The organism is Pseudomonas urmiensis (genome assembly GCF_014268815.2).
GTDB classification, from domain to species: domain Bacteria; phylum Pseudomonadota; class Gammaproteobacteria; order Pseudomonadales; family Pseudomonadaceae; genus Aquipseudomonas; species Aquipseudomonas urmiensis.
Window position 1 is genome coordinate 763,472 of the sequence record NZ_JABWRE020000001.1, and the last position, 21,364, is coordinate 784,835.

Here is a 21,364-nt window from a genome sequence, read left to right on the forward strand (position 1 = left end):
GCACCCATGTCCCGCGTATTGATCATCGAAAGCAGCGCCCGCCAGCAGGACTCCGTTTCGCGTCAATTGACCCGAGATTTCATTGGCCAATGGCAAGCGGCGCATCCGGCCGACGACATCAATGTGCGTGACTTGGCGGTGACTCCAGTGCCGCACCTGGACGCCCACCTGCTGGGTGGCTGGATGAAGCCTGAGGAACAACGCTCACAGATCGAGCGCGAAGCCCTGGCGCGTTCCAACGAATTGACCGATGAACTGCTGGCCGCCGATGTACTGGTGATGGCTGCCCCCATGTACAACTTCACCATTCCGAGCACGCTCAAGGCTTGGCTCGATCATGTCCTGCGCGCCGGTATCACCTTCAAGTACACCCCGACCGGTCCACAGGGCCTGCTGACGGGCAAGCGTGCCATTGTCCTGACTGCCCGCGGTGGTATTCATGCCGGCGCCACCAGCGACCATCAGGAACCGTACCTGCGCCAGGTCATGGCCTTCATTGGTATCCATGACGTGACTTTCATTCATGCCGAAGGCCTGAACATGAGCGGCGACTTCCACGAGAAGGGGCTGAACCAGGCCAAGGCCAAACTGGCTGCGGTGGCCTGAGTGCCGACTAATTCCCAACCCTGACACCTGTTGCTCCTTGGGTGTGCCTGCCCGGCCAGATGATGGTCGGGCTTTTTTATGCCTGGAGTTTTTTAGCGCCTGGTCCGGCCTGATCGCGGGGCAAGCCCGCTCCCACGTGTATTGCGCCGTCCGCCATACCCGTGGGAGCGGGCTTGCCCCGCGATCAGGGCGCTACGCCAAGTTGATCGGTTTTTGCCAACCGGCTAAGGTCGCCGCCTTGATTTACGAGAGAGCACCATGGGCTACCTGATTATCGTCGCGCTGATCCAGGCGTTTTCCTTCAGCCTGATCGGCGAATACCTGGCCGGGCATGTCGACAGCTATTTCGCGGTCTTGGCACGGGTGGTGTTGGCCGGCCTGGTGTTCCTGCCGCTCACCCGCTGGCGTCAGGTCGAACCGCGCTTCATGCGCTCGATGCTGCTGATCGGCGCATTGCAGTACGGCATCACCTACGTCTGCCTGTACTTGAGTTTCCGCGTGCTGACCGTGCCGGAAGTGCTGCTGTTCACCATTCTCACGCCGCTGCACGTGACCCTCATCGAAGATGCGCTGAACCGCCGCTTCAACCCTTGGGCGCTGCTCGCTGCACTGGTCGCGGTCGCGGGTGCGGCGGTGATCCGTATGGACAGCATCAGCGGCGACTTCTTCATCGGCTTCCTATTGCTGCAATTGGCCAACTTCACTTATGCCGCCGGCCAGGTGCTGTACCGTCATCTGGTCGCCCGTAATCCAAGCGATCTGCCGCATTACAAGCGGTTCGGCTACTTCTACCTGGGCGCGTTGATCGTGGTGTTGCCAGCGTTCCTGCTGTTTGGCAATGCCCAGCACCTGCCGAGCACCGATGTCCAGTGGCTGGTGCTGCTGTTCCTGGGTTTGTGTCCGACTGCGCTGGGTTTGTACTGGTGGAACAAGGGCGCCTGCCTGGTTTCTGGCGCTACTTTGGCGGTAATGAACAACCTGCATGTGCCGGTCGGGCTGCTGCTCAATTTGCTGATCTGGAATCAGCACGAGCCGCTGGGGCGATTGTTCATTGGCGGCGCGGTGATTCTGGCCTCGGTGTGGCTCAGTCGCTTGGGCGGCAGTCGGACTGCTCGCTCGCAGCAGACCTCCACCTGATCTAGACACTGCATGTAAAAAAGGCGCCTGTTTGGCGCCTTTGGTTCTTCAAGCCTCTGCGGTTTCTGTAAGGCGCTGCGCCTGCGTTTCGATTGGCGCTCGGGCGGCAAGCCCTGCACGCATGTCATTGCCGCTGGGCTGCTGATACAGACTCAGGCCAAACTCCGGCAGCACGGCCAACAGATAATCGAAGATATCGCCCTGGATGCGCTCGTAATCCGCCCAGGCCGTGGTGCGGGTGAAGCAGTAGATCTCCAAGGGCACCCCCTCAGCGGTTGTCTGCATCTGCCGCACCATGCAGGTCATGCTTTGCTGCACGTCAGGATGGTTCTGCAAATAGGCCAGGGCAAACGCACGGAAAGTACCGATGTTGGTCAGCCGCCGCCGGTTAGCCGACAACTCGGCTACGGGTCCCAGCGCTTCGTTCCAGTTCTGCAGTTCCTGGCGCTTGCTGGCCAGGTAATCACCGAGCAAGCGTACCTGGGTCAGGCGCTGTTCTTCCTCGCGGGTCAAGAAGCGGACACCGGCAGCATCGATGAACAGGCTGCGTTTGATCCGTCGCCCACCAGACTGCTGCATGCCGCGCCAGTTGCGGAACGACTCGCTCATCAGGCGCCAGGTCGGGATGGAAACGATGGTCTTGTCGAAGTTCTGCACCTTGACCGTGTGCAGGGTGATGTCCACCACATCGCCATCAGCGCCGACCTGGGGCATTTCGATCCAGTCGCCGACGTGAAGCATGTCGTTGCTGGTCAGCTGTACGCTGGCCACGAATGACAGCAAGGTGTCCTTGTACACCAACAGCAGCACCGCCGACATGGCGCCCAGGCCCGATAGCAGTAACAGCGGCGAGCGGTCGATCAGGGTGGCGATGATGACGATGACGCTGAGCACCCACAGCACCATCTTGGCCAACTGCACATAGCCCTTGATCGAGCGGGTGCGGGCATGCTCGGTGCGGGCGTAGATGTCCAGCAGGGCATCGAGCAGGCAGGAAACCGCCAGGGTCATGAACAGCAGGGTGAACGCCAGGGCAACATTGCCGAGAAAGTGCTGGGCGGTGGTGCCAAGCTCCGGGACCAGCTTCAGGCCGAACTGGATGATCAGCGAAGGGGTGGTCTGCGCCAGGCGATGAAACACCTTGTTGTGGCGCAGGTCGTCGAGCCACTTCAGCGCTTGTTGACGGGCCAGCAGGCGGCTGGTGTGCAGCACCAGGAAGCGCGCCAGGCGACCGAGTACTAGGGAGATCAGCAGCAGTACCGCCAGGCCCAGGGCAGAATGCAGCAGCGGATGTTGGTCCAGGGTGCCCCAGAGGTCGAGGGTGTCGTGCCAGAGTCGTTGAATGTCCATGAGCGTTACAGCGGTCTATGTTGCGGAACGAGGCACGATTAGAGCGCGGATCGGCCAAAAGTTGCTAAAAGAAAATTCGGTTATGGCGGCGGAAAACGTTACCCTATGCAACTGAATTTACGTACTTGCCCGAGGTTGTCCCCGTGTTTTCCCAATTCGCCCTGCATGAACGCCTGCTCAAAGCCGTGGCCGAGCTGAACTTTGTCGAGCCGACTCCGGTGCAGGCGGCGGCCATCCCCCTGGCGTTGCAAGGGCGTGACCTGCGGGTGACGGCGCAGACCGGCAGCGGCAAGACCGCAGCTTTCGTCCTGCCGATGCTCAACCGCCTGGCTGACCTGGGTGGCCCGCGCGTTGAAATCCGTGCGTTGATCCTGCTGCCGACCCGCGAACTGGCCCAGCAGACCTTGAAACAGGTGCAACTGTTCTCCCAGTTCACCTACATCAAGTCTGGCCTGGTCACCGGCGGCGAAGACTTCAAGGAACAGGCTGCACTGTTGCGCAAGGTGCCGGACGTGCTGATTGGCACCCCAGGCCGCCTGCTCGAGCATCTGAACGCCGGCAACCTCGACCTCTCCCACGTTCAGGTCATGGTGCTGGACGAGGCTGACCGCATGCTCGACATGGGCTTTGCCGAAGACATGGAGCGCCTGTGCAAAGAGTGCGAGAACCGCGAGCAGACCCTGCTCTTCTCCGCCACCACCGGCGGCGCAGCGCTGCGCGACATCATTGGCAAAGTGCTGAAAAACCCTGAGCACCTGATGCTCAACAGCGTCTCGCAGTTGGCCGAAGGCACTCGTCAGCAGATCATCACCGCCGACCACGACCAGCACAAAGAGAAGATCGTTCAGTGGCTGCTGGACAACGAGACCTTCCAGAAGGCGATCATTTTCACCAATACCCGCGCCCTGGCTGACCGCGTCTATGGTCATCTGGTGGCCAAGGATGTCAAAGCCTTCGTGCTGCACGGCGAGAAGGACCAGAAAGACCGCAAGCTGGCCATCGAGCGCTTCAAGCAGGGTGGCTCCAAGGTACTAGTCGCCACTGACGTGGCGGCACGTGGCCTGGACATCGACGGCCTGGACCTGGTGATCAACTTCGACATGCCGCGCAGCGGCGACGAATACGTGCACCGCATTGGCCGTACTGGCCGGGCCGGTGGCGAAGGTCTGGCGATCTCGCTGATCACCCACAACGACTGGAACTTGATGTCGAGCATCGAACGCTACCTCAAGCAGCAGTTCGAGCGCCGAGTGATCAAAGAGGTCAAAGGCACCTACAGCGGGCCGAAGAAGGTCAAGGCTTCCGGCAAGGCTGCCGGCGTCAAGAAAAAGAAAGTCGACAAGAAAACCGGCGACAAGAAGGCCGCCGCCAAGCGCAAGCCTACCGCCAAGCCACGGCCAAACGCACCGCTGACCAGCTCCGATGGCATGGCGCCGCTGAAAAAGCGCGCGCCGAAGGCTGAGTAAGGCGTTCTCCAGGCAACTACCGGTCTGCCCTGGCTTTGCCTAGGACGGACCGGCGCCTTGCCCCTTGCCGCGATCACCTCACTCCGCTTTTTTCTCCGCGACCTTGAGCTCCTGTAGCCTGCGGTCGATCAACTGGCACTTGTCAGGCAGATCCTTGCTTTCTGTCGCCAGGTCCATGCCCTGAAGCTCGTCGTTGATCTCCTTGGCCTTTTGCGGGTTCTGCTCGGTCAGTTGTGACACCAACTTGGCCAGCTCTTCGCGTTTTGCGGTTGCCTCTTCCAGCGTGCAGGCCCAGCTGGGCAGGGCGAAGCACAGGCTGGCAAGCAGGGTGACTCGGTGCAGGGTCTTCATAAGATGAGCCTCGGTCAGCAAGTAATCGGTTGAGGCTATGACGGGGAGGAAAGTTCACCTGGGGAAGGTGCCTGGTCGAATCTCTTTTGCTTGTAATCCGCTTCCTAAATGCCCTGTTTGCTGCACTTAACCTCTGTTGATCTGCTGATGCTTCTTCTAGGCTCGCTGGCTTATAGGGAGTATTGTGTATGTACAAAAGTAAATACAGGCAGTCCCATGCGTTTTGAGTGGGACGAAGCTAAGAATCAGATAAACATCCGCAGCACGGTATCGACTTCAGCGATGTGCCCGATATGTTCCAGCACCCCATGCTGCTGTTGCGAGATGATCGGCAGGCCTATGGTGAGGAGCGCTGGTTCGGCTTAGGCTGGCTGCACGCGCTGGTCGGGGTGGTCGTGTATACCGAGCGGCAGGCAGATGTAATCCGGATCATCTCTGCGCGAAAGGCGACCAGACAAGAGGCAAAACGTTATGACCAAGTCTTCCAAAACTGATTGGAGCCGCCTGGCTCAACAAGACGATCAGCAGATCGACACTTCGGACATTGCCGAGCTAGGTGAGGATTTTTTTCGCCAGGCTGAGCTGCGGGTTCCAGCCAAACAGGCCGTGACGATCCGTCTTGATGCCGATGTATTGGCCTGGTTCAAGGAGCAGGGCACGGGCTACCAGACGCGTATAAATCAGTTGTTGCGCCAGTATATGCAGGCTCAGCATCGCCATCGTTGAATTTCCGTCGGAACGCTTGCAGCCCCATGCCGGTCCCAAGCTGTGTACCCCATCCGTTCACAGCAGGAGCCAACCTCCATGAGCAGCTACGACTGGGACCTGATCCAACGCCTGCTGCACGAAGTGCAAAATGGCGCTGATCACAGCTTTACGCCACGCCCCTACGCCGAGCAACATGCCGCGGCACTCGCCGCCCAAGGCCAGCCGGTGGGCGATCTGGATCATCTGAAGACCCGCGCGTGCGAGTACGAGAAGATCCTCTTCGAGCGCGGCTTCATCGAATCTCGGCCGGCAGAGGATGGCGGCAATGGCGAGAACTTCGTGCTCACCGAGCGTGGCTCGCGCTTGCTCAGTCTGATCGACAGCAGCATTCCTGGCTTCGAGCACCCGCGCCAGGTGCTGGATGAGCAGGAAGATCCGCTGGACGAAAACACCTTCGAGCACGTCTCGGCCAAGGCGCAGATTGCGGGCGGCGCAATTTAGGCTGGTAACGGCGGCGTCGCGAACCCGATAATCGGCACTGGATCCATTTTCTCTGCCGAGCCTTGCCCATGCCATCGAATCTACAAGGGGCCCGCCCATGAGTGCGGCCCGCAAGAATCCCGACGCTTTCGCCCTGCAACTGATGCTTGGGCTGTGCCTGATCTGGGGCAGCCAGCAGGTGATGATCAAATGGGCCGCCGTTGATATCGCCCCGGTGATGCAGGCGGCTTTTCGTTCCGGTATCGCTGCGCTGTTGGTCGGTATCTTGATCTGCTGGCGTGGGGGCTGGGGCCAGGTGGGCAGTACCTGGCGGGCCGGGTTGCTGGCTGGCGCACTGTTTGGCCTGGAATTTATGTTCATTGCCGAGGGGCTGAAGTTGACCTCGGCGGCGCACATGTCGGTGTTTCTCTACACCGCGCCGGTGTTCACCGCACTCGGCCTGCATTTCATGCTGCCCAGCGAGCGGCTGCGGCTTTTGCAGTGGTTGGGTATCTTGCTGTCGTTTGCCGGGATCGCCACGGCCTTCGCTGGCGGCTTGCAGCTCGATCAGATCGATGCTCGCACGCTTCTAGGCGATGCCTTTGGGGTGCTGGCGGGCTTGGCCTGGGGCGCGACTACTGTGGTGGTGCGAGGTTCGCGGCTGTCGGAAGCGCCGGCGACCTTGACCTTGTTCTATCAGCTGATGGTGGGCTTTGTCGGGCTGTTGCTGATTGCGCTGGTGAGCGGGCAGATCGGTAGGGTTACGTTGACCCCACTGGCGATGGGCAGCGTGTTGTTCCAGGGGATTGTGGTCTCGTTCGTCAGCTACCTGACCTGGTTCTGGTTGCTGCGCAAGTATCTCGCTTCGAACCTGGCGGTGTTCTCTTTCATCACGCCGTTGTTTGGGGTGACCTTTGGCGTGCTGCTGTTGGGGGAGCCGCTGAGTGTGAACTTTGTACTCGGGGCGGTGATGGTGTTGTGCGGGGTGATCCTGGTCAGTGCTGAGCCCTGGGTGCGTAAGCAGTTGCGCAAGGTGATTGGCTAGGTAGTTATCTGAGCTGCTCATCGCGGGGCAAGCCCGCTCCCACGCAACCCGGTGTTGGCCAACGTGGGAGCGGGCTTGCCCCGCGATGAGGCCGGCAAAAACGCCCTGACACTCTCAGGCCGTGCTAGTGCTCGCCTGACAAACCTGCCGTGCGCTGCGGCTGGTTACTACCAGGACGCCGGCCAGCCCAAGCCCACTGGCGGCCAACACCAGCGCAGGTTGCAGGCTAGCGCTGTAGTGATTGCTCAGTGCTGCCAGCAGCGGCCCACTCAATTGGCCGAGCGCGAAGCACGCGGTCAATAGTCCGGCATTGCGCTGCGTGGCATGCGGCGCCAGCTCTCGCGAGCGCTGCATGACCAATTGCATGCAGGCCAGGAACGGCCCTCCACACAGCACCACCCCCAGGGCCAGGCCAAACCCATCACCCAGCAGGCAGGCCAGCACGCCCAGGCCTTGCAGCCAAAGGGTTGCGGCCAACCAGCCGGTAGTCCGCCCAGGTCGGCGCACACTCACCAGTACCACGCCCAACGCGGCAGCCAGGCCAAACGCTGGCCAGAACAGGTCGGCCAGCCAATGTCCGTGAAAACGCTGGTTGGCCATCTGCGATAAAAATGTGGCCGGCAAGATATACCCCACCCCATAGAGCCCATACACCAGCCCCAGACGGGCGATGCCAGGGCTCGGCGCCGAACGTGCGATTGCTGCTGGTGCAGGCGCCAGCGCCCTTGGCAACCAGGGCCGCACTGTAAGCAACATGACCAGCGCGGCCACTGCATAAACCAGCCACAAGGCCGCCGAGTCCATCCCCAGCAGATGTGCCGCCAGCGCCAGTAGCCCGGTCAGCGCAATGCCCACACCAGGCCCTGCGAACACCAGGGCGCCCAGTCGTGGTGTGCCATGAGCGGCTGCCAGCTGTTGCGTGAGGCTGGTAATCATCACCAGCACCCAGGCGCTGGCAACGCCAGTGCCAAAGCGCAGCAGCAGATGGCTCCAGAAACCATTGGCTGCCCACGAGGCGAGGGTCAACACCACGCACAGCCACAGGCCTGCATGCAGACGCAGGCGTACTTGGCCAGGCTGGCGAGCGAACATGGCGTCCACCGCGCCGAGGAAGTAGCCCAGGTAGTTGGCGGCGGCGACAAGGCCAGCGGCAGTCAGGTCGAATTGCCCTTCAGCGATCAGGCTGGGCAGTTGCGGGGTCAGGGCGAAGCGGCCGATGCCCATGGCCATCATCAGGGCCACGGCACTGGCCAGTAATTGTACGAGCGGCGACATGTGAATGCTCCTGCCAGGTGTGAGTCGATGAGTGGCAGGGTAGGGCGGATTGACTTTCAATAAAATTGAATAATGATGATCAAGTTGTTCTGTTTTGGAGAATGTCATGGAGTTCAGTCAACTGCGCATCTTTCAAGCGGTGGCCGAAGAAGGTTCGCTTACCCGTGCTGCCGAGCGCTTGCACCGCGTGCCGTCGAACCTGTCGACGCGGCTGCGACAGTTGGAAGAGCAGTTGGGTGTCGAGCTGTTCTTGCGTGAGCGCCAGCGCTTGCAGCTGTCGCCAGCCGGAAAGGTGCTGCTCGACTACGCCAACCGCTTGTCGACCCTGCACGACCAAGCGGTGGCGGCAGTGCAGGGTGGTCAACCTGCAGGGGACTTCGTCTTGGGCACGATGTACAGCACCGCGGCGACGCATCTGCCGCCGTTGCTGGCCCGCTATCACCAGACTTACCCAGCGGTGAACCTGCAGGTACAGGCCGCTCCGAGCGGCGATCTGCTCGAAGGGCTGATGAGCCACCGCCTGGATGCCGCCTTGGTCGATGGGCCGCCAAGCCTTGCAGGGCTCGATGGCGTGCCACTGTGCGATGAAGTCTTGGTACTGATCACCAGCCCTGAGCACCCCCCGGTGCACAGTGCCCGGGATGTGGCAGGGCGGGCGGTGTTCACCTTCCGCCAGGGCTGCTCCTACCGGATGCGTCTGGAAGCCTGGTACGCCCACGCCCACACGCCCATGGGCCGGGTCATGGAGATCGAGTCTTACCAGAGCATGCTGGCCTGTGTCATTGCCGGGGCAGGGGTAGCGTTGATGGCGCAATCGATGCTCGACAGCCTGCCAGGACGTGAGCAGATTCGCGTCCACCGGCTGCAAGCACCGTTCGATCAGGCTGTCACCTGGTTGATGTGGCGCCAGGGCATGTGTGGGGCAAATTTGCAGGCGTGGATCGATCTGCAACAAGGCGAAACAGTTGACCGACCGTCGGAACGCCCCGCGACCGCTTGATCCGGGTCAAAATCGTCCCTATCTATAGGATTAGGCGAATGCGTAATGCAGGACATCGGACTATGATCTGTATGAAACATCGCAGAATCGATTTTGCCGTGAGGCTGACCCGTGAAGGGGGCTCTATGAAAAAACCACTGTTCAACTGGCTCCATGACCTGGCTGTCGCCTTGGGCCTGATTCCGCCACCGCTGCAGCCGGTGCCGATTCCCACCGACGAAGAGCAGCGCAAGCGCCAACCTCGTCGCCGTTGAAATGACAAAGGCCGCCGCATCGATCAGATGCAGCGGCCTTTTCGTTTCAGCCGATTGGGCTGCTGGGCAGCCCAGTATTGATCAGGCCAGGTTCACCGCCGCCATCGGGCGACGCGACAGCAGGCTGACCAGCACAAAGCTCAGCAGACCAATCGCCAGGCTGTAGTAGATCGGCGTATTGGCATCCAGACCATCCTTGAACATGAACAGCAGCGCGGTGGCAAAGCCCAGCGACATGCTGGCGATCGCCCCTGCGGTGGTCGCACGCTTCCAGAAGATCGCCCCGATAAGCGGCACCAGCATCCCGCCGACCAGCAGGTTGTAAGCCAAGGTCAGCGCGCTGATCACATCGTTCACTGCCAGGGCAATGCCCAGCACTACCAGGCCGGTCAGCAAGGTGAACAGACGGCTCACACCCAGGCTCGACTGCTTGCCGCCGCGCAGCTTGGGCAGCAGGTCTTCGGTGATGGTGGTGGACGCCGCCAGCAAGCCGGCGCTGGCCGTCGACATCATCGCCGCCAGGGCGGCCGCCATCAGCAGGCCACGGATGCCATCGGGCAGGGTGGTCTTGATCATCGCCGCGAAGGCGTTGTTCGGGTTGGCCAGGTCCGGCATCAGCACGTGGGCGGCCATGCCGATCAGGGCGCAGGCCAAACCGTACGCCACGCAGTAGATACCGGCGGTGGTACCGGCGCGCTGGCAGACCTTTTCGTCACGGGCGGTGAACACCCGCTGCCAGATGTCCTGGCCGATGAGGATGCCGAAGAAGTAGATCAGGGAGTAGGTGATGATGGTGTCCCAGCCGATGGTGGTCCAGCTGAAGCTGGCCGCCGGCAGCTGCGCGACCAGTTGATCCCAGCCACCGACCTTGTACAGGCACACCGGCAGCAGGATGAACATCAGTCCGACGGTCTTGATCACGAACTGGACGATATCGGTGAGGGTCAGCGACCACATGCCGCCAATGGTCGAGTAGACCACCACCACGCCGCCACCGAGCAGCAGCGACAGCCAGAACGGCAGGTCGAGCAGCACCTGCAATACCGTGCCCATGGCCAGGGTCGAGGTGACGCCGATCATCAGCGCGTAGGCCAGCATGATGACCGCACTGGCTTGGCGCGCCATGGGGTTGTAGCGCCGCTCAAGCACCTGGGTGACGGTGAAGATACGCAGGCGCAGTAAGGGTTTGGCGAGGAACAGGTTCAGCGCGATGATTCCCAGGCCCAGTGCCGCGCACAGCCAGAAACCGGAGATACCATGGACGTAGCCCAGGCGCACGGTGCCGACGGTCGAAGCACCACCCAGCACCGTGGTGGCCATGGTGCCCATGTACAGGGTCGGGCCGAGGTTGCGTCCGGCTACCAGGTAGTCTTCGTGGGTTTTTGCCCGCCGCATGCCGTACCAGCCAAGCGCGAGCATGCCGGCGGCATAGATCAGTACTACGATGATGTCCAAGGCCATTGGGGGTCTCCCGATTATCTTTATTATGGCGAGATCGACCGTCCGGGCAGGTGCACGGTGCCCGGCGGTCTTGTCTTGTATTGGCGGGCCTCACCGGCCCCTCTTCATGGCTCCTGCCTGGGTCACGCGGAAGCGGGCTTGTTTCGCGATAGCGATCGCGGGGCAAGCCCTCTCCCGGGTAAACCGCTCATCTTGCTCCAGTCGCTGACACGTCAGCGACGTACGACACCTGGCAGTACGCAGAGCATCTCGAACAGCAGGTTGGCGCCGAGCAACGAGGTGTTGCCGGTGGTGTCATAGGGCGGCGAAACCTCGACCAGGTCGCAGCCAATCAGGTCCAGGCCGTGGCAGCCACGGATGATTTCCATCGCCTGGATGGTGGTCAGGCCACCGATTTCCGGGGTGCCAGTGCCAGGCGCCCAGGCCGGGTCGATGCCGTCGATGTCGAACGACAGGTACACCGGGCCCCCACCTACTTTCTCGCGCACTTCAGCCATCAATGGCTCCAGCGACTTGTGCCAGCACTCTTCGGCCTGAACCACACGGAAACCCTGGCGACGGCTCCAGTTGAAGTCGTCGGCGGTATAGCCCTGGGCGCGCAGGCCGATCTGCACCACGCGATCGCAATCGAGCAGGCCTTCTTCCACTGCGCGGCGGAAGGTGGTGCCGTGGGCGATCTTCTCGCCGAACATGTGATCGTTGACGTCGGCGTGGGCATCGATGTGCACCAGGCCGATCTTGCCGTGCTTTTTATGCAGGGCGCGCAGGATCGGCAAGGTGATGGTGTGGTCGCCACCAAGGGTCAGCGGGATGACATTATGCTCGACAATGTTGTCGTAGGCTTCTTCGATGATGCGCACGGCGTCGAGCAGGTTGAAGGTATTGATCGCTACATCGCCAATGTCGGCGATCGACAGCGAGTCGAAGGGCGCGGCACCGGTGGCCATGTTGTAGGGGCGGATCATGACCGACTCGGCGCGGATCTGCCGGGGGCCGAAGCGGGTGCCCGAACGCAGCGAGGTGCCGATATCCAGGGGCACGCCGACGAACGCGGCATCCAGGCCTTCGGCGCTTTGCAGGTGGGGCAGGCGAAGCATGGTGGCGATGCCGCCGAAACGCGGCATTTCGTTGCCGCCCAGTGGTTGGTGAAGAGTCTTGTCCACGGTGGGCCTCATCAGTCGGTCGATTGTTATGTTTGTTCGAACCTGTTCCGTGGCGCGCCTGGCTGGCGCAAGGGTGCCGGCGGGCAGGGACATTTCGGCCAAGTCTGCGCAAGGTAGTGCGCGGAAAGAATCGCTACCGGCAAATACTTAGTTCAGGAATTTCTGAACTAATAGCCCTGGCTCGGGTTAGACTTTGGCCATTTCCAGCCTGCGGAACCGCTGCACCATGGCCTCGACCCTGCCCGATCTGAAACTGCTACGCATCTTCGTCAGCGTGGTACGCCACCAGGGTTTCGCCAATGCCCAGCGCGAGCTGAACCTGTCGACCTCGGCGATCAGTACCTACATGAGTCAGCTCGAGAGTTCCTTGGGCATCGTCCTTTGCCACCGCGGGCGCGGAGGCTTCAGCCTGACCAGCAAGGGTGAGCTGTTTCATCAGGAGACCTTGCGTCTGCTCGCGGAAATGGACGGTTTCGAGCAATACGCGGCAGCGCTCAAGGGCGAGCTGCGCGGAACCCTCAACCTAGGGGTAATCGACTCGACTGTCGGTGATCGCGCCTTGCCCCTGGCCGAGGCGATTGGCGCCTATAGCCAGGAGCATCCGGCGGTACATCTGCACTTGTCGGTCTCCAGCCCCTACGAACTGCAACTGGGCGTGCAGGACAACCGTCTGGACCTGGCCATTGGTGCCTTCTCTTCGCGCATGAGTGGCCTGGTCTATCAGCCGTTGTATCGTGAACAGCACTGGCTGTATTGCAGCAGCCGGCACCCATTGTTCGTCGAACGGCGCATTCCCGAACCGGTGGTGACCCAGCAGCGCATGGTCGGCCGGGGTTATTGGAGCCAGGCCGAGCTGGCCCGGCATGGCTTCAAGCACAGCGCGGCAACCGTGGAAAGCATGGAAGCGCAGTTGATCCTGATTCTCTCCGGCGCCTACATCGGCTATTTGCCTGAGCATTACGCCCAGGCCTGGGTCGATAAAGGGGATCTACGGGTACTATCGCCGGCTACCTTCGGTTATCAGGCGCCATTCTCGCTGATCATCCGCCGAGGTCGCAGCCGTGAGCCATTGATCCAGACCTTCCGTGACCTGCTCAAAAGCCAGCTCAATGTAGGCTAGGCAATACCGCATTTAGGACATTCCGTCTGACAGGGATAATTTCCTACAAAAAGTTGACCACTTTCATGCTGGCGCTCTGCTAAACCTCTACTTGCTTTGATGAAATTTCCCATCATCTACACAAGCAAGGACTGCCCCGATGCGCATGAATTTGCCCGTCACCGAGCATGAAAGAACCTTCTCCAGCGAGCAGCGGCTGATTTCCACCACCGACCTCAACAGCCGCATTACCTATTGCAATGACGCATTCGTGGCGATCAGCGGTTTCACCTACGACGAATTGGTCGGGCAGACCCACAACCTGGTGCGTCACCCGGACATGCCGCCGTCTGTCTTCGGTCATATGTGGGAAACCATCAAACAGGGCAAACCGTGGATGGGGGTGGTCAAGAATCGCTCCAAGAACGGCGACTTCTATTGGGTTAGCGCCTATGTCACGGCGATCTATGAAAATGGTCGGATCAGCGGCTACGAATCGGTGCGCTCGGTGCCTAGCCGAGAGCAGATCCGCCGTGCCGAGGCGCTTTATGCACGCCTGCGTAACGGTCGCAGTGCAGTCCCCTGGGCGGCGCGATTAGGCCACGGGCTGGGCCAGGGCTGGCCGCTGATCGGCGCGGGGCTGGTGTCGGCGGCCGGCTACCTGTGGCTGCAGCCCTATTCCGCGCTGGCGGTGCTGATGGCCAGCCAATTGTGCGCTTGGTATTTGATCGAGCATCGGCACAATCGGGCCATCCAGCGCACCCTCGATGAGCATCCCAAAGCCTTCACCAGCCCTCTCGTGGCCTTGACCTACAGTGATAATCCCGGTCTGCATGGCCAGTTGGACCTGGCCATCATCAGCGAAGAAGCGCGTTTGCAGACCGCGCTGACTCGCCTGGTCGATGCCGGTGTCGGGGTCAAGTCGCGCGCTGCGCAGTCGGCGGACCTGTCGGATGCCCAGGCGCAGATGCTCGATCGCCAGCGCAGCGAGACCGATCAGTCGGCCACCGCCATTGCGCAAATGGCCGCGACCATCCAGCAAGTCACTCACAACGTGCAAAGCACCGCCCATGCGGCCAGCGACGCCGATCAGCTGGCCCAGCAAGGCAGCGACCTGGCGCAGCAGAGCCTGCAGGCGATGGGCAGCATGAGCGAGGCGGTCAACGACATCGGTCAGGCCGTGAATGCCTTGGCCGAGCAGACCCAGTCGATTGGCAGCGTGGTCGATGTGATCACCTCGATTGCCGAGCAGACCAACCTGCTGGCACTCAATGCCGCGATCGAGGCGGCGCGGGCGGGCGAGCAGGGCCGCGGGTTTGCCGTGGTCGCCGACGAGGTGCGCTCGTTGGCACAGCGCACCCGGGCCTCCACCGATGAGATCCACCACATCATTGCCAGCCTGCGCGCGGGGGCTGAGCGCGCGGTGTCCACCGCCAATCGCGGCGAGCAGATCTCGCGCGACAGCGTGCACAGTGTCGAGGCGGTGCGTGAGGCATTGTCAGGCATTGCCCAGGCGGTCAGCCGTATCACTGGCATGAGCCAGCAGATGGCGACAGCTTCGGAGCAGCAAAGCCATGTGGCCGAGGACATCAATCAGCAGATAACCCGCATCGCGCACTTGTGCGACCAGAGTGCGGGGCAGGCCAAGCAGGGGGCTGAAATCAGCCAGGACCTTGAGCGCATGGCCGAGTACCTGCACAGCCTGGCTGAACGTTTCAACCGATAGCGCGTGATCGTCTCTCCCACAGGGATGTGGGCTTTTTTTCGGGTGGCTGTGGCAAAATTGCCTGAGCCAGGAGAACCCGATGTCCAGACCCCGCTGCGAGCGCTGCCTGCGTGCGCAAGATCATTGTCTTTGCCCGTTGATTCCCCATCTTCAGAGCCGTACTCGCGTGGTGGTGTTGCAGCACCCGAGTGAGCGTTTGCATGCCCTCAATACCGCCCGTTTGGCAACCCTGGGGTTAGTCAATGCCGAGTTGCGGGTGGGCGAAGTGTTTGCCGATCTTGATCAGTTATTGGCGACGCCCGGGTATCGGCCGGTGCTGTTGTTTCCGGGAGAGCAGGCACAGGCCTTGGTGGGGTATGCGCAGGAGGGATGTGAATTGCCCTTTATGCTGATTGTGCCGGATGGGACGTGGCGTAAGGCGCGTAAGCTTTTGTACCTCAATCCGTTGTTAGGGGAATTGCCGCGGGTGACGCTGGGGCAGGTTTTGCCTTCGCGGTATCGTTTGCGCAAGGCGCCCGAGGCAGGGGCTCTGTCTACGTTGGAGGCGGTGGTACAGGGGCTGAATGTGTTGGAGGCCCCAGGGTGTTTTGATCAGTTGTTGCGGCCGTTTGAGGCGTTGATCGAGGGGCAGATCAGGGCTATGGGGCGGGAGACGTTTGAGCGTAATCATGGGGGACGGTGAGGTTCTGGGTTTCTGGAATTTCTGATTTTTGGCTTCGCACCCCTCTTTCCGGCTGGCGGTGAAACCCGTGGGAGCGGGCTTGCCCCGCGATGGCGTCCGACTATCCAACACACCACTATCGGCAGATAAAGCCAACCCAGGCGCCGTCACTCACGTCGCGACTTCAGAGCCTTTCAACGCTCCCTCATAGCCTCAGTCCGCGCCTTGAGCACCGGCTTCAACAGATAATCCAGCACACTCTTCTGCCCAGTGATGATGTCCACCGTCGCCACCATCCCGGGGATGATCAGCAACGGCTTGTCGTCCCCGCCCAGGTGATTCTTGTCCGTACGCACCTGGATCAGATAAAACGCATTGCCCTTGTCATCGGTAACCGTGTCCGCCCCAATCAGCTCAAGCTTGGCCTTCAGACCGCCATAGATGGTGTAGTCATAGGCACTGAACTTGACCATCGCCGTCTGCCCCGGATGTAGGAACGCGACATCCTGCGGGCGCACCTTGGCTTCGATCAGCAGGTTATCCTCGATCGGCACGATCTCCACCAGATCGCTGCCCGGCTGCACCACGCCACCAATGGTATTGACCTTCAGGAGCTTGACGATCCCGCGTACCGGCGACACCACCGTTGTGCGGTTGACCCGGTCATCGATGGCGATGCTGGTCGCGGCAATCTTCGACAGCTCCGTGCGTTTATCGTTGAGCTCCTTGGCCGCCTCGGAGCGGAAGGTCGCATCCGACTCTTGGATCTTGCTCTTGATCTCCGCCACCGCCGCCTCGGCACGTGGGATGGCCAAGCTGGTGGCATTGAGCTGGCCGCGGGCTTCGACGGTGCGCTGTTTCAGGCGCAGGATTTCCACCGGGGAAATCGCCCCAGTGCCCACCAGCGGCGAGGACATGTTCAGCTCCTGCTGGAGCAAGCCCAGGGCAGAGCGGTACTGGTCGACCTTGGAGCGGAACTCGGCAAGCTCCTGGGTCTTCTGCCGCAGTTGCTCATTGAGCGTCTGCTTCTCGCTGGCCAGGCGCCGCTGGCGCGATTGATACAAGGCGGTTTCATCCTCGGCGACTTGTGGCGCTTTGGCGCGCACTTCGTCCGACAGCTCGAACGGGCGGCCTTCAGCCTCCGCCGACAAGCGCTCGACCTGCGCCGTCAATGCATAGCGATCGGCCTCGCTTTCACCCTTGTTGGAGCGAAAACGGGTGTCGTCCAGGCGCAGCAGCGTCGCGCCTTTATCGACCATCTGGCCCTCGCGGACGAAGATCTCGGTGACGATGCCGCCTTCCAGGTTCTGGATCACCTGCACCTTGCTCGAGGGAATGGCCTTGCCTTCGCCGACTGTGACCTCATCGAGCACGGCGAAGCTGGCCCAGGTCAGCGCCACCAATAGCAGCGCGGCGGCCAGCCATACGGTCAGGCGTGACAGGCGCGGCGCGTCCTGCAAGGTGGCGCCGGCAAGCTCCGGCATATAGTCGCGCTCGGCGCTCTTGCCGGTGCCCTGCAAATAACTGCGCATGATGGACATGGACCTACTCCTCGAAGACGTCTACAGGGCCGCGCCGATACGACCTTTGCGCAGTGCGTCGATGACCGCATCCTTCGGTCCGTCGGCGACGATCTTGCCGTTGTCCAACACCAGTAGCCGGTCCACCAGGCTGAGCATCGAGGTGCGGTGGGTGACCAGCAGCACGGTTTTGCCCGGCACCCATTGCAGCAGGCGCTGGCGCAGTTGCTCTTCGCCGCTGTTGTCCATGTGGCTGGTCGGCTCGTCGAGGATCAGGATCGGCGGCTCCAGCAGCAGAGCCCTGGCCAGCAGGACGGCCTGGCGTTGGCCGCCAGAGAGCAGTTGGCCGCGCTCACCCACTGGCCGGTCGAACCCTTGCGGGTGTTGCCGGGCCAGTTCGCTGACGCCCGTCAGCTCGGCGACCTCCAGCATGCGCGCGTCGCTGACATGCCGCGCGCCGAGGGTCAGGTTATCGCGCAGGCTGCCAGCCAGCAGCGGCAGGTCGTGGGCGACATAGCCAATCTGGCTGCGCAGGTCGGCGATGTCCAGCTGACGCAGGTCGAGGTTGTCCAGTAATACCTGGCCTTCGTCCGGGTGATGAAAGCCCATCAACAATCGCCCCAGGGTGCTCTTGCCCGAGCCGCTGCGGCCGATGATGCCGATGCGCTCGCCCGGTTGCACGGTCAGGTTGACGTCGTTGAGGGCGGCGGCGGTTTGCCCGGGGTAGCGGAAGGTCACATGGCTGACGCCGATGCCGCCCTGGAGCGTGGTGTGTTCCAACGCCTGCTGGTCCAGCTGGCGTTCCTGCGGCAGGGCCATCAGCGCGTCGGTGCTGCGCATGGTCAGCTGGGCTTGCTGATAGCGAGTGATCAGCCCGGCGATCTGCCCCAGCGGCGCCAACACCCGGCTGCCGAGCATATAGCTGGCGACCAGGGCGCCGACGCTGAGATTGCCGGCAATGATGCTGTAGACCCCCGCGACGATGGTCGCCATGCCGCAGAACTGCTGGATGAACAGGGTGCCGTTACTGGCCAGCGAAGACAGGTTGCGCGCGTGTGCATCAAGCCGGGCGATGGCGCCGTTGGTGTGCTCCCAGTGATACTGGCGCTCGCTCTCGGCGCCGCAGGCCTTGAGGGTTTCCAGGCCGCCGAGGGTCTCGATCAGCAGGGCCTGGCGTACCGCGCCCAGGCTCAGGCTTTTCTCCACCGTGTCGCGCAGGCGGATCTGGATGAACAGGGCAAAGCCCACTGCCAGCGGAAACGCCACCAACGGAATCACCACCAGCCAGCCACCGAGCAGGCCGATCACCACCAGCATCAACGCCACGAACGGCAGGTCGATGATGCTGGTCAGGGTCACCGCCGTGAGGAATTCACGCAGGCCCTGGAAGTCGTGAATGCTCTGGGCAAAGCCGCCGATGGTCGCTGGGCGGGCTTTCATCGACATGCCGGTGATGCGTTCGAACAGGGTGGCGGAGAGGATTAGGTCGGTCTTCTTGCCGGCCTGGTCGAGCAGGTGGGCGCGGACCATGCGCAGGACCATTTCAAATGCGGTGCCGATGAACAAGCCGGCGACCAGCACCCAGAGGGTCGAGATAGCCTGGTTGGGCACCACCCGATCGTACGTCTGCATGACGAACAGCGGCACCATCAGGCCCAGCAGGTTGATCAGCAGGCTGGCTAGCAACGCATCACTGTACAACCAGCGCGAATGGCGCAAGGTATCGCGGAACCAGGCATCGACTCTTGGCATCAGCGGCGTGCGCAGGTTTTCCAAGGTATGCCGCGGCCGGGCAAACAGGGCCTGGCCGCAGTAGGCCTGCTCCAGCACCTGGCGCTCGACCCATTGCTCGCCGCCTTCAGCTTCACAGGGCAGGATCAGCGCTCGGCCATCCTCGCCCCAGCGCTGCAGCACAGCGCTGCGGCCATCGTTGAGCAACAGCAGGACGGGCAAGTTCAGCGCCGAGATCGCCGACAGTTCGCGCGTCAGCACGCGCGCCTGCAAGCCGGCGCGGGCGGCGGCCCGTGGTAGCAGCTCCTGGCCCAGGCGCTGCTCGGCCAGGGGCAGGCCGCTGCACAGGCTGGCGCGGCTGGCCGGGCAGCCATGCAGTTTGCACAGGATCAGCAGGCCATCGAGCAACGGATCATCGACGTCCAGACGCGGCTGGGGTGTTTGCATACTGGTCACGATGGCCTACTCCTGCCGCATTTGGAGGGGGTACGGCTCCGTCCGAACGTAGCTCCCTGAACGACTAACGCATCTCGGGCAACCTGGCCTCACTGCGTACTTCGCTCTTGGCAATGGCTTCGGGGGGCAGCGAGATGCGCTGCTTGCTCAGCAGTTCACCCATGGTCGCTAGCACCCGGTACATCGAATACTCCTCGGTGTAGCGCACTTCGGTGTAGCGCCGGTTGGCGTTGTACAGCTCGTTCTCGCTGTCCAGCACATCGAGCAGGGTACGTTGGCCTAGGCCGAATTGGTCCTGGTAGGCCGCCCGCACGCGCTGGGTGGTCTCGGCGTATTCGCGGGCGGTAGGGGTTTGCTTGCGTGCATTGTTCATGGCGTTCCACGACAGGCTGAGGTTTTCGTTCAGCTCGCGCAGGGCATTGTTGCGGATGTCCAGGGCCTGGTTGATCTTGTGCGCGTCGGACTGCAGGCGAGCCTTGTCGCTGCCGCCACGGAACAGGTTGTAGCTCAGCTCGACGCCAGCCTGCCAGTCATTGTTGCTGTGGCCGCGCTCCCCGCCCAGGTTGTTGTTGGCGCCGGTGGCCAGCACTGCGTCCAGGCGTGGGTAGAAGGGCGACTTGGCCACTTCGTACTGTTGCTCGGCAGCATTCACGTCGGCCTGGGCAGAACGCAGGTAGGGGTTGTTCTCTTGCATGCCGCGGCGTGCGTCTTCTAGGTTGGAAGGCATTTGCACTTTGATCGTGGAGGGCGTTTCCAGTTCGTCGGGAACGCGGCCGACCACGCTGTAGAAGTTGGCCTCGGCGTCGGCCAGATCGACCTCAGCGGTATCCAGGTTGTTTTCTGCCAGGGCACGACGGGCGCGGGACTGATCAAGGTCAGCGGTGCTGCCGACGCCACGCTCGCTGCGCAGACCGATCTGGTCGTTGACGCGTAGGTGGGCTTGCAGGTTGTTCTTGGCCAACGTCACCAGCTCGCGACGCTTGAGCACTTCCAGGTACACCTCGATGGTGCGCAAGGCGATGTCCTGGGCGACTGCCTGGGTGTAGTAGGCGCGCGAATTGGCCACCGCCTCCGTGCGTCCAACTTCGTTGGCGGTGTTGAAGCCGTCGAAGATCATCTGGCGCAGGCGCAGCTCCGACTGGGTGTAGTTCAGCGTTTCCTTGTTGTGGTTACGCGTACCGTCTGGGTTGAGTCCGCGGGTGTTGAGGTTGTCGGAGCGCTGGCGGCCGTAGCCGGCTACCAGGTCAACGCTTGGGTAAAACCCCCCACGGGCAAATTTCACATCTTCATCGGCCGACAACCGACTGTTGCGATAAGAGCTGATTTCCGGGTGATGGTCCACGGCGTTCTGAACAGCTTCGTTAAGCGACATCGCCTGAACGTTGGCGCACGCCGCAGCCAACAGGATTGCACTGGTGATGGGGGTAAGAACGCGCATGGGGTACATCTCCCTGGTCTCTAAATGTGTCCTGCGTTCGTCAATAAAATGACGAAATATAATGAGCAAACCGTCTCAGGTTTGTTACAACAGAGCTAAGAACATTTAGCGGGCGAGCTAAGAAGATTTTTTCATAATGGATATGCGAAAAAAAACTTATGCGGTCTAAGGATTACGGGACATTGTTCTTATCACATGGTCCGGAATACGAGCTGCAAACAGCAGGTTTGGGCCATCGCGAAAGGTTCCAGAATTTTTGCAGCTAAGCGAAACGGAAAAGGAGATCAAGGCGGTATTTGGCGACAAAAAATTGTCGCTCAATGATGGCAAAACTTCATCATTGCTATCGCCTCGCGTGTCACCTGAGAGCTCCAATCTCATGGTTGAGACAGACGCGAACGGGGTGCTCGGCATCCATCGCTTCTCCTGATCTGCAG

19 protein-coding genes and 1 pseudogene are annotated in these 21,364 nt (G+C 61.6%); 12 read left to right on the top strand and 8 right to left on the bottom strand.

Annotated features, from left to right (window positions below; translation table 11 throughout):
- The first annotated feature begins 6 nt into the window (after positions 1–6).
- Together HU737_RS03515 and HU737_RS03520 are read left to right on the top strand one after the other, a co-directional pair.
- The gene (locus tag HU737_RS03515; protein WP_186557484.1) at positions 7–606 is read left to right on the top strand and encodes an FMN-dependent NADH-azoreductase; all 600 of its coding nucleotides are present in this window, start codon (positions 7–9) and stop codon (positions 604–606) included.
- 258 nt (positions 607–864) lie between these two features.
- Positions 865–1,743, top strand: a complete 879-nt coding sequence (locus HU737_RS03520) for a carboxylate/amino acid/amine transporter (RefSeq protein ID WP_186557485.1) — start codon at positions 865–867, stop codon at positions 1,741–1,743.
- A gap of 48 nt (positions 1,744–1,791) precedes the next feature.
- Here HU737_RS03520 and HU737_RS03525 read toward each other — a convergent pair whose 3' ends face one another.
- A complete protein-coding gene (locus tag HU737_RS03525; RefSeq protein WP_186557486.1) occupies positions 1,792–3,093 on the bottom strand; it encodes a mechanosensitive ion channel family protein in 1,302 nt (433 codons plus the stop codon).
- Between the two features lie 143 nt (positions 3,094–3,236).
- Between HU737_RS03525 and HU737_RS03530 the strand changes: the two genes are divergently transcribed.
- Entirely contained in the window at positions 3,237–4,559 is a 1,323-nt protein-coding gene (locus HU737_RS03530; RefSeq protein ID WP_186557487.1) for a DEAD/DEAH box helicase, read from the top strand.
- A 78-nt stretch (positions 4,560–4,637) separates the two neighbouring features.
- On the opposite strand, the gene HU737_RS03535 is transcribed toward HU737_RS03530, so the two are convergent.
- Positions 4,638–4,910: a hypothetical protein gene (locus HU737_RS03535; RefSeq protein WP_186557488.1), complete on the bottom strand. Its 273-nt coding sequence runs from the start codon at positions 4,908–4,910 to the stop codon at positions 4,638–4,640.
- Positions 4,911–5,126: 216 nt separating this feature from the next.
- On the opposite strand from HU737_RS03535, the pseudogene HU737_RS03540 reads away from it, so the two are divergent.
- From HU737_RS03540 to HU737_RS03555, 4 genes and pseudogenes are all read left to right on the top strand, one after another.
- Positions 5,127–5,404 (top strand): annotated as a pseudogene (locus HU737_RS03540) (BrnT family toxin).
- Complete coding sequence (locus HU737_RS03545; protein WP_186557489.1) at positions 5,382–5,636, top strand: BrnA antitoxin family protein; 255 nt, start codon at positions 5,382–5,384, stop codon at positions 5,634–5,636. Before HU737_RS03540 ends, HU737_RS03545 begins: the two are co-directional and overlap by 23 nt.
- Positions 5,637–5,714: 78 nt before the next feature.
- Complete coding sequence (locus tag HU737_RS03550) at positions 5,715–6,119, top strand: transcriptional regulator (protein ID WP_186557490.1); 405 nt, start codon at positions 5,715–5,717, stop codon at positions 6,117–6,119.
- A gap of 97 nt (positions 6,120–6,216) precedes the next feature.
- The gene (locus tag HU737_RS03555) at positions 6,217–7,143 is read left to right on the top strand and encodes a DMT family transporter (protein WP_186557491.1); all 927 of its coding nucleotides are present in this window, start codon (positions 6,217–6,219) and stop codon (positions 7,141–7,143) included.
- 114 nt (positions 7,144–7,257) lie between these two features.
- On the opposite strand, the gene HU737_RS03560 is transcribed toward HU737_RS03555, so the two are convergent.
- Positions 7,258–8,418, bottom strand: a complete 1,161-nt coding sequence (locus tag HU737_RS03560; RefSeq protein ID WP_186557492.1) for an MFS transporter — start codon at positions 8,416–8,418, stop codon at positions 7,258–7,260.
- 106 nt (positions 8,419–8,524) lie between these two features.
- Between HU737_RS03560 and ptrR the strand changes: the two genes are divergently transcribed.
- Together ptrR and HU737_RS26330 are read left to right on the top strand one after the other, a co-directional pair.
- Positions 8,525–9,418: a putrescine utilization regulator PtrR gene (gene ptrR, locus HU737_RS03565; protein ID WP_186557493.1), complete on the top strand. Its 894-nt coding sequence runs from the start codon at positions 8,525–8,527 to the stop codon at positions 9,416–9,418.
- 125 nt (positions 9,419–9,543) lie between these two features.
- The gene (locus HU737_RS26330) at positions 9,544–9,672 is read left to right on the top strand and encodes a PA1414 family protein (RefSeq protein WP_256214945.1); all 129 of its coding nucleotides are present in this window, start codon (positions 9,544–9,546) and stop codon (positions 9,670–9,672) included.
- Positions 9,673–9,753: 81 nt separating this feature from the next.
- On the opposite strand, the gene HU737_RS03570 is transcribed toward HU737_RS26330, so the two are convergent.
- On the bottom strand, positions 9,754–11,133 hold the full coding sequence (locus HU737_RS03570) for a sodium:solute symporter family protein (RefSeq protein ID WP_186557494.1): 1,380 nt from the start codon (positions 11,131–11,133) through the stop codon (positions 9,754–9,756).
- 212 nt (positions 11,134–11,345) lie between these two features.
- The gene (gene speB / locus HU737_RS03575; protein ID WP_186557495.1) at positions 11,346–12,296 is read right to left on the bottom strand and encodes an agmatinase; all 951 of its coding nucleotides are present in this window, start codon (positions 12,294–12,296) and stop codon (positions 11,346–11,348) included.
- 226 nt (positions 12,297–12,522) lie between these two features.
- Here speB and HU737_RS03580 point away from each other — a divergent pair, with 226 nt between their 5' ends.
- From HU737_RS03580 to HU737_RS03590, 3 genes are all read left to right on the top strand, one after another.
- On the top strand, positions 12,523–13,416 hold the full coding sequence (locus HU737_RS03580; protein WP_186557496.1) for a LysR family transcriptional regulator: 894 nt from the start codon (positions 12,523–12,525) through the stop codon (positions 13,414–13,416).
- A gap of 139 nt (positions 13,417–13,555) precedes the next feature.
- Entirely contained in the window at positions 13,556–15,121 is a 1,566-nt protein-coding gene (locus HU737_RS03585) for a methyl-accepting chemotaxis protein (protein ID WP_186557497.1), read from the top strand.
- A gap of 79 nt (positions 15,122–15,200) precedes the next feature.
- Entirely contained in the window at positions 15,201–15,803 is a 603-nt protein-coding gene (locus tag HU737_RS03590) for a tRNA-uridine aminocarboxypropyltransferase (protein WP_186557498.1), read from the top strand.
- Positions 15,804–15,976: 173 nt separating this feature from the next.
- On the opposite strand, the gene HU737_RS03595 is transcribed toward HU737_RS03590, so the two are convergent.
- From HU737_RS03595 to HU737_RS03605, 3 genes are all read right to left on the bottom strand, one after another.
- Positions 15,977–17,323, bottom strand: a complete 1,347-nt coding sequence (locus HU737_RS03595; protein ID WP_186557499.1) for an HlyD family type I secretion periplasmic adaptor subunit — start codon at positions 17,321–17,323, stop codon at positions 15,977–15,979.
- Positions 17,324–17,344: 21 nt separating this feature from the next.
- Positions 17,345–19,480 (bottom strand): type I secretion system permease/ATPase, encoded by a 2,136-nt coding sequence (locus HU737_RS03600; RefSeq protein WP_186557508.1) that lies wholly within the window; start codon positions 19,478–19,480, stop codon positions 17,345–17,347.
- 73 nt (positions 19,481–19,553) lie between these two features.
- The gene (locus HU737_RS03605) at positions 19,554–20,927 is read right to left on the bottom strand and encodes a TolC family outer membrane protein (RefSeq protein ID WP_186557500.1); all 1,374 of its coding nucleotides are present in this window, start codon (positions 20,925–20,927) and stop codon (positions 19,554–19,556) included.
- Between the last annotated feature and the right edge of the window lie 437 nt (positions 20,928–21,364).

What these genes read in the sequence shown, in the direction of transcription:
- HU737_RS03605 (WP_186557500.1), bottom strand. Translation starts at nt 20,927, where the DNA reads ATGCGCGTTCTTACCCCCATCACCAGTGCAATCCTGTTGGCTGCGGCG.
- HU737_RS03525 (WP_186557486.1), bottom strand. Translation starts at nt 3,093, where the DNA reads ATGGACATTCAACGACTCTGGCACGACACCCTCGACCTCTGGGGCACC.
- HU737_RS03545 (WP_186557489.1), top strand. Translation starts at nt 5,382, where the DNA reads ATGACCAAGTCTTCCAAAACTGATTGGAGCCGCCTGGCTCAACAAGAC.
- HU737_RS03550 (WP_186557490.1), top strand. Translation starts at nt 5,715, where the DNA reads ATGAGCAGCTACGACTGGGACCTGATCCAACGCCTGCTGCACGAAGTG.
- HU737_RS03590 (WP_186557498.1), top strand. Translation starts at nt 15,201, where the DNA reads ATGTCCAGACCCCGCTGCGAGCGCTGCCTGCGTGCGCAAGATCATTGT.
- HU737_RS03595 (WP_186557499.1), bottom strand. Translation starts at nt 17,323, where the DNA reads ATGTCCATCATGCGCAGTTATTTGCAGGGCACCGGCAAGAGCGCCGAG.
- HU737_RS03515 (WP_186557484.1), top strand. Translation starts at nt 7, where the DNA reads ATGTCCCGCGTATTGATCATCGAAAGCAGCGCCCGCCAGCAGGACTCC.
- HU737_RS26330 (WP_256214945.1), top strand. Translation starts at nt 9,544, where the DNA reads ATGAAAAAACCACTGTTCAACTGGCTCCATGACCTGGCTGTCGCCTTG.
- HU737_RS03535 (WP_186557488.1), bottom strand. Translation starts at nt 4,910, where the DNA reads ATGAAGACCCTGCACCGAGTCACCCTGCTTGCCAGCCTGTGCTTCGCC.
- HU737_RS03570 (WP_186557494.1), bottom strand. Translation starts at nt 11,133, where the DNA reads ATGGCCTTGGACATCATCGTAGTACTGATCTATGCCGCCGGCATGCTC.
- HU737_RS03520 (WP_186557485.1), top strand. Translation starts at nt 865, where the DNA reads ATGGGCTACCTGATTATCGTCGCGCTGATCCAGGCGTTTTCCTTCAGC.
- HU737_RS03585 (WP_186557497.1), top strand. Translation starts at nt 13,556, where the DNA reads ATGCGCATGAATTTGCCCGTCACCGAGCATGAAAGAACCTTCTCCAGC.
- ptrR (WP_186557493.1), top strand. Translation starts at nt 8,525, where the DNA reads ATGGAGTTCAGTCAACTGCGCATCTTTCAAGCGGTGGCCGAAGAAGGT.
- HU737_RS03560 (WP_186557492.1), bottom strand. Translation starts at nt 8,418, where the DNA reads ATGTCGCCGCTCGTACAATTACTGGCCAGTGCCGTGGCCCTGATGATG.
- HU737_RS03600 (WP_186557508.1), bottom strand. Translation starts at nt 19,480, where the DNA reads ATGCAAACACCCCAGCCGCGTCTGGACGTCGATGATCCGTTGCTCGAT.
- HU737_RS03555 (WP_186557491.1), top strand. Translation starts at nt 6,217, where the DNA reads ATGAGTGCGGCCCGCAAGAATCCCGACGCTTTCGCCCTGCAACTGATG.
- HU737_RS03580 (WP_186557496.1), top strand. Translation starts at nt 12,523, where the DNA reads ATGGCCTCGACCCTGCCCGATCTGAAACTGCTACGCATCTTCGTCAGC.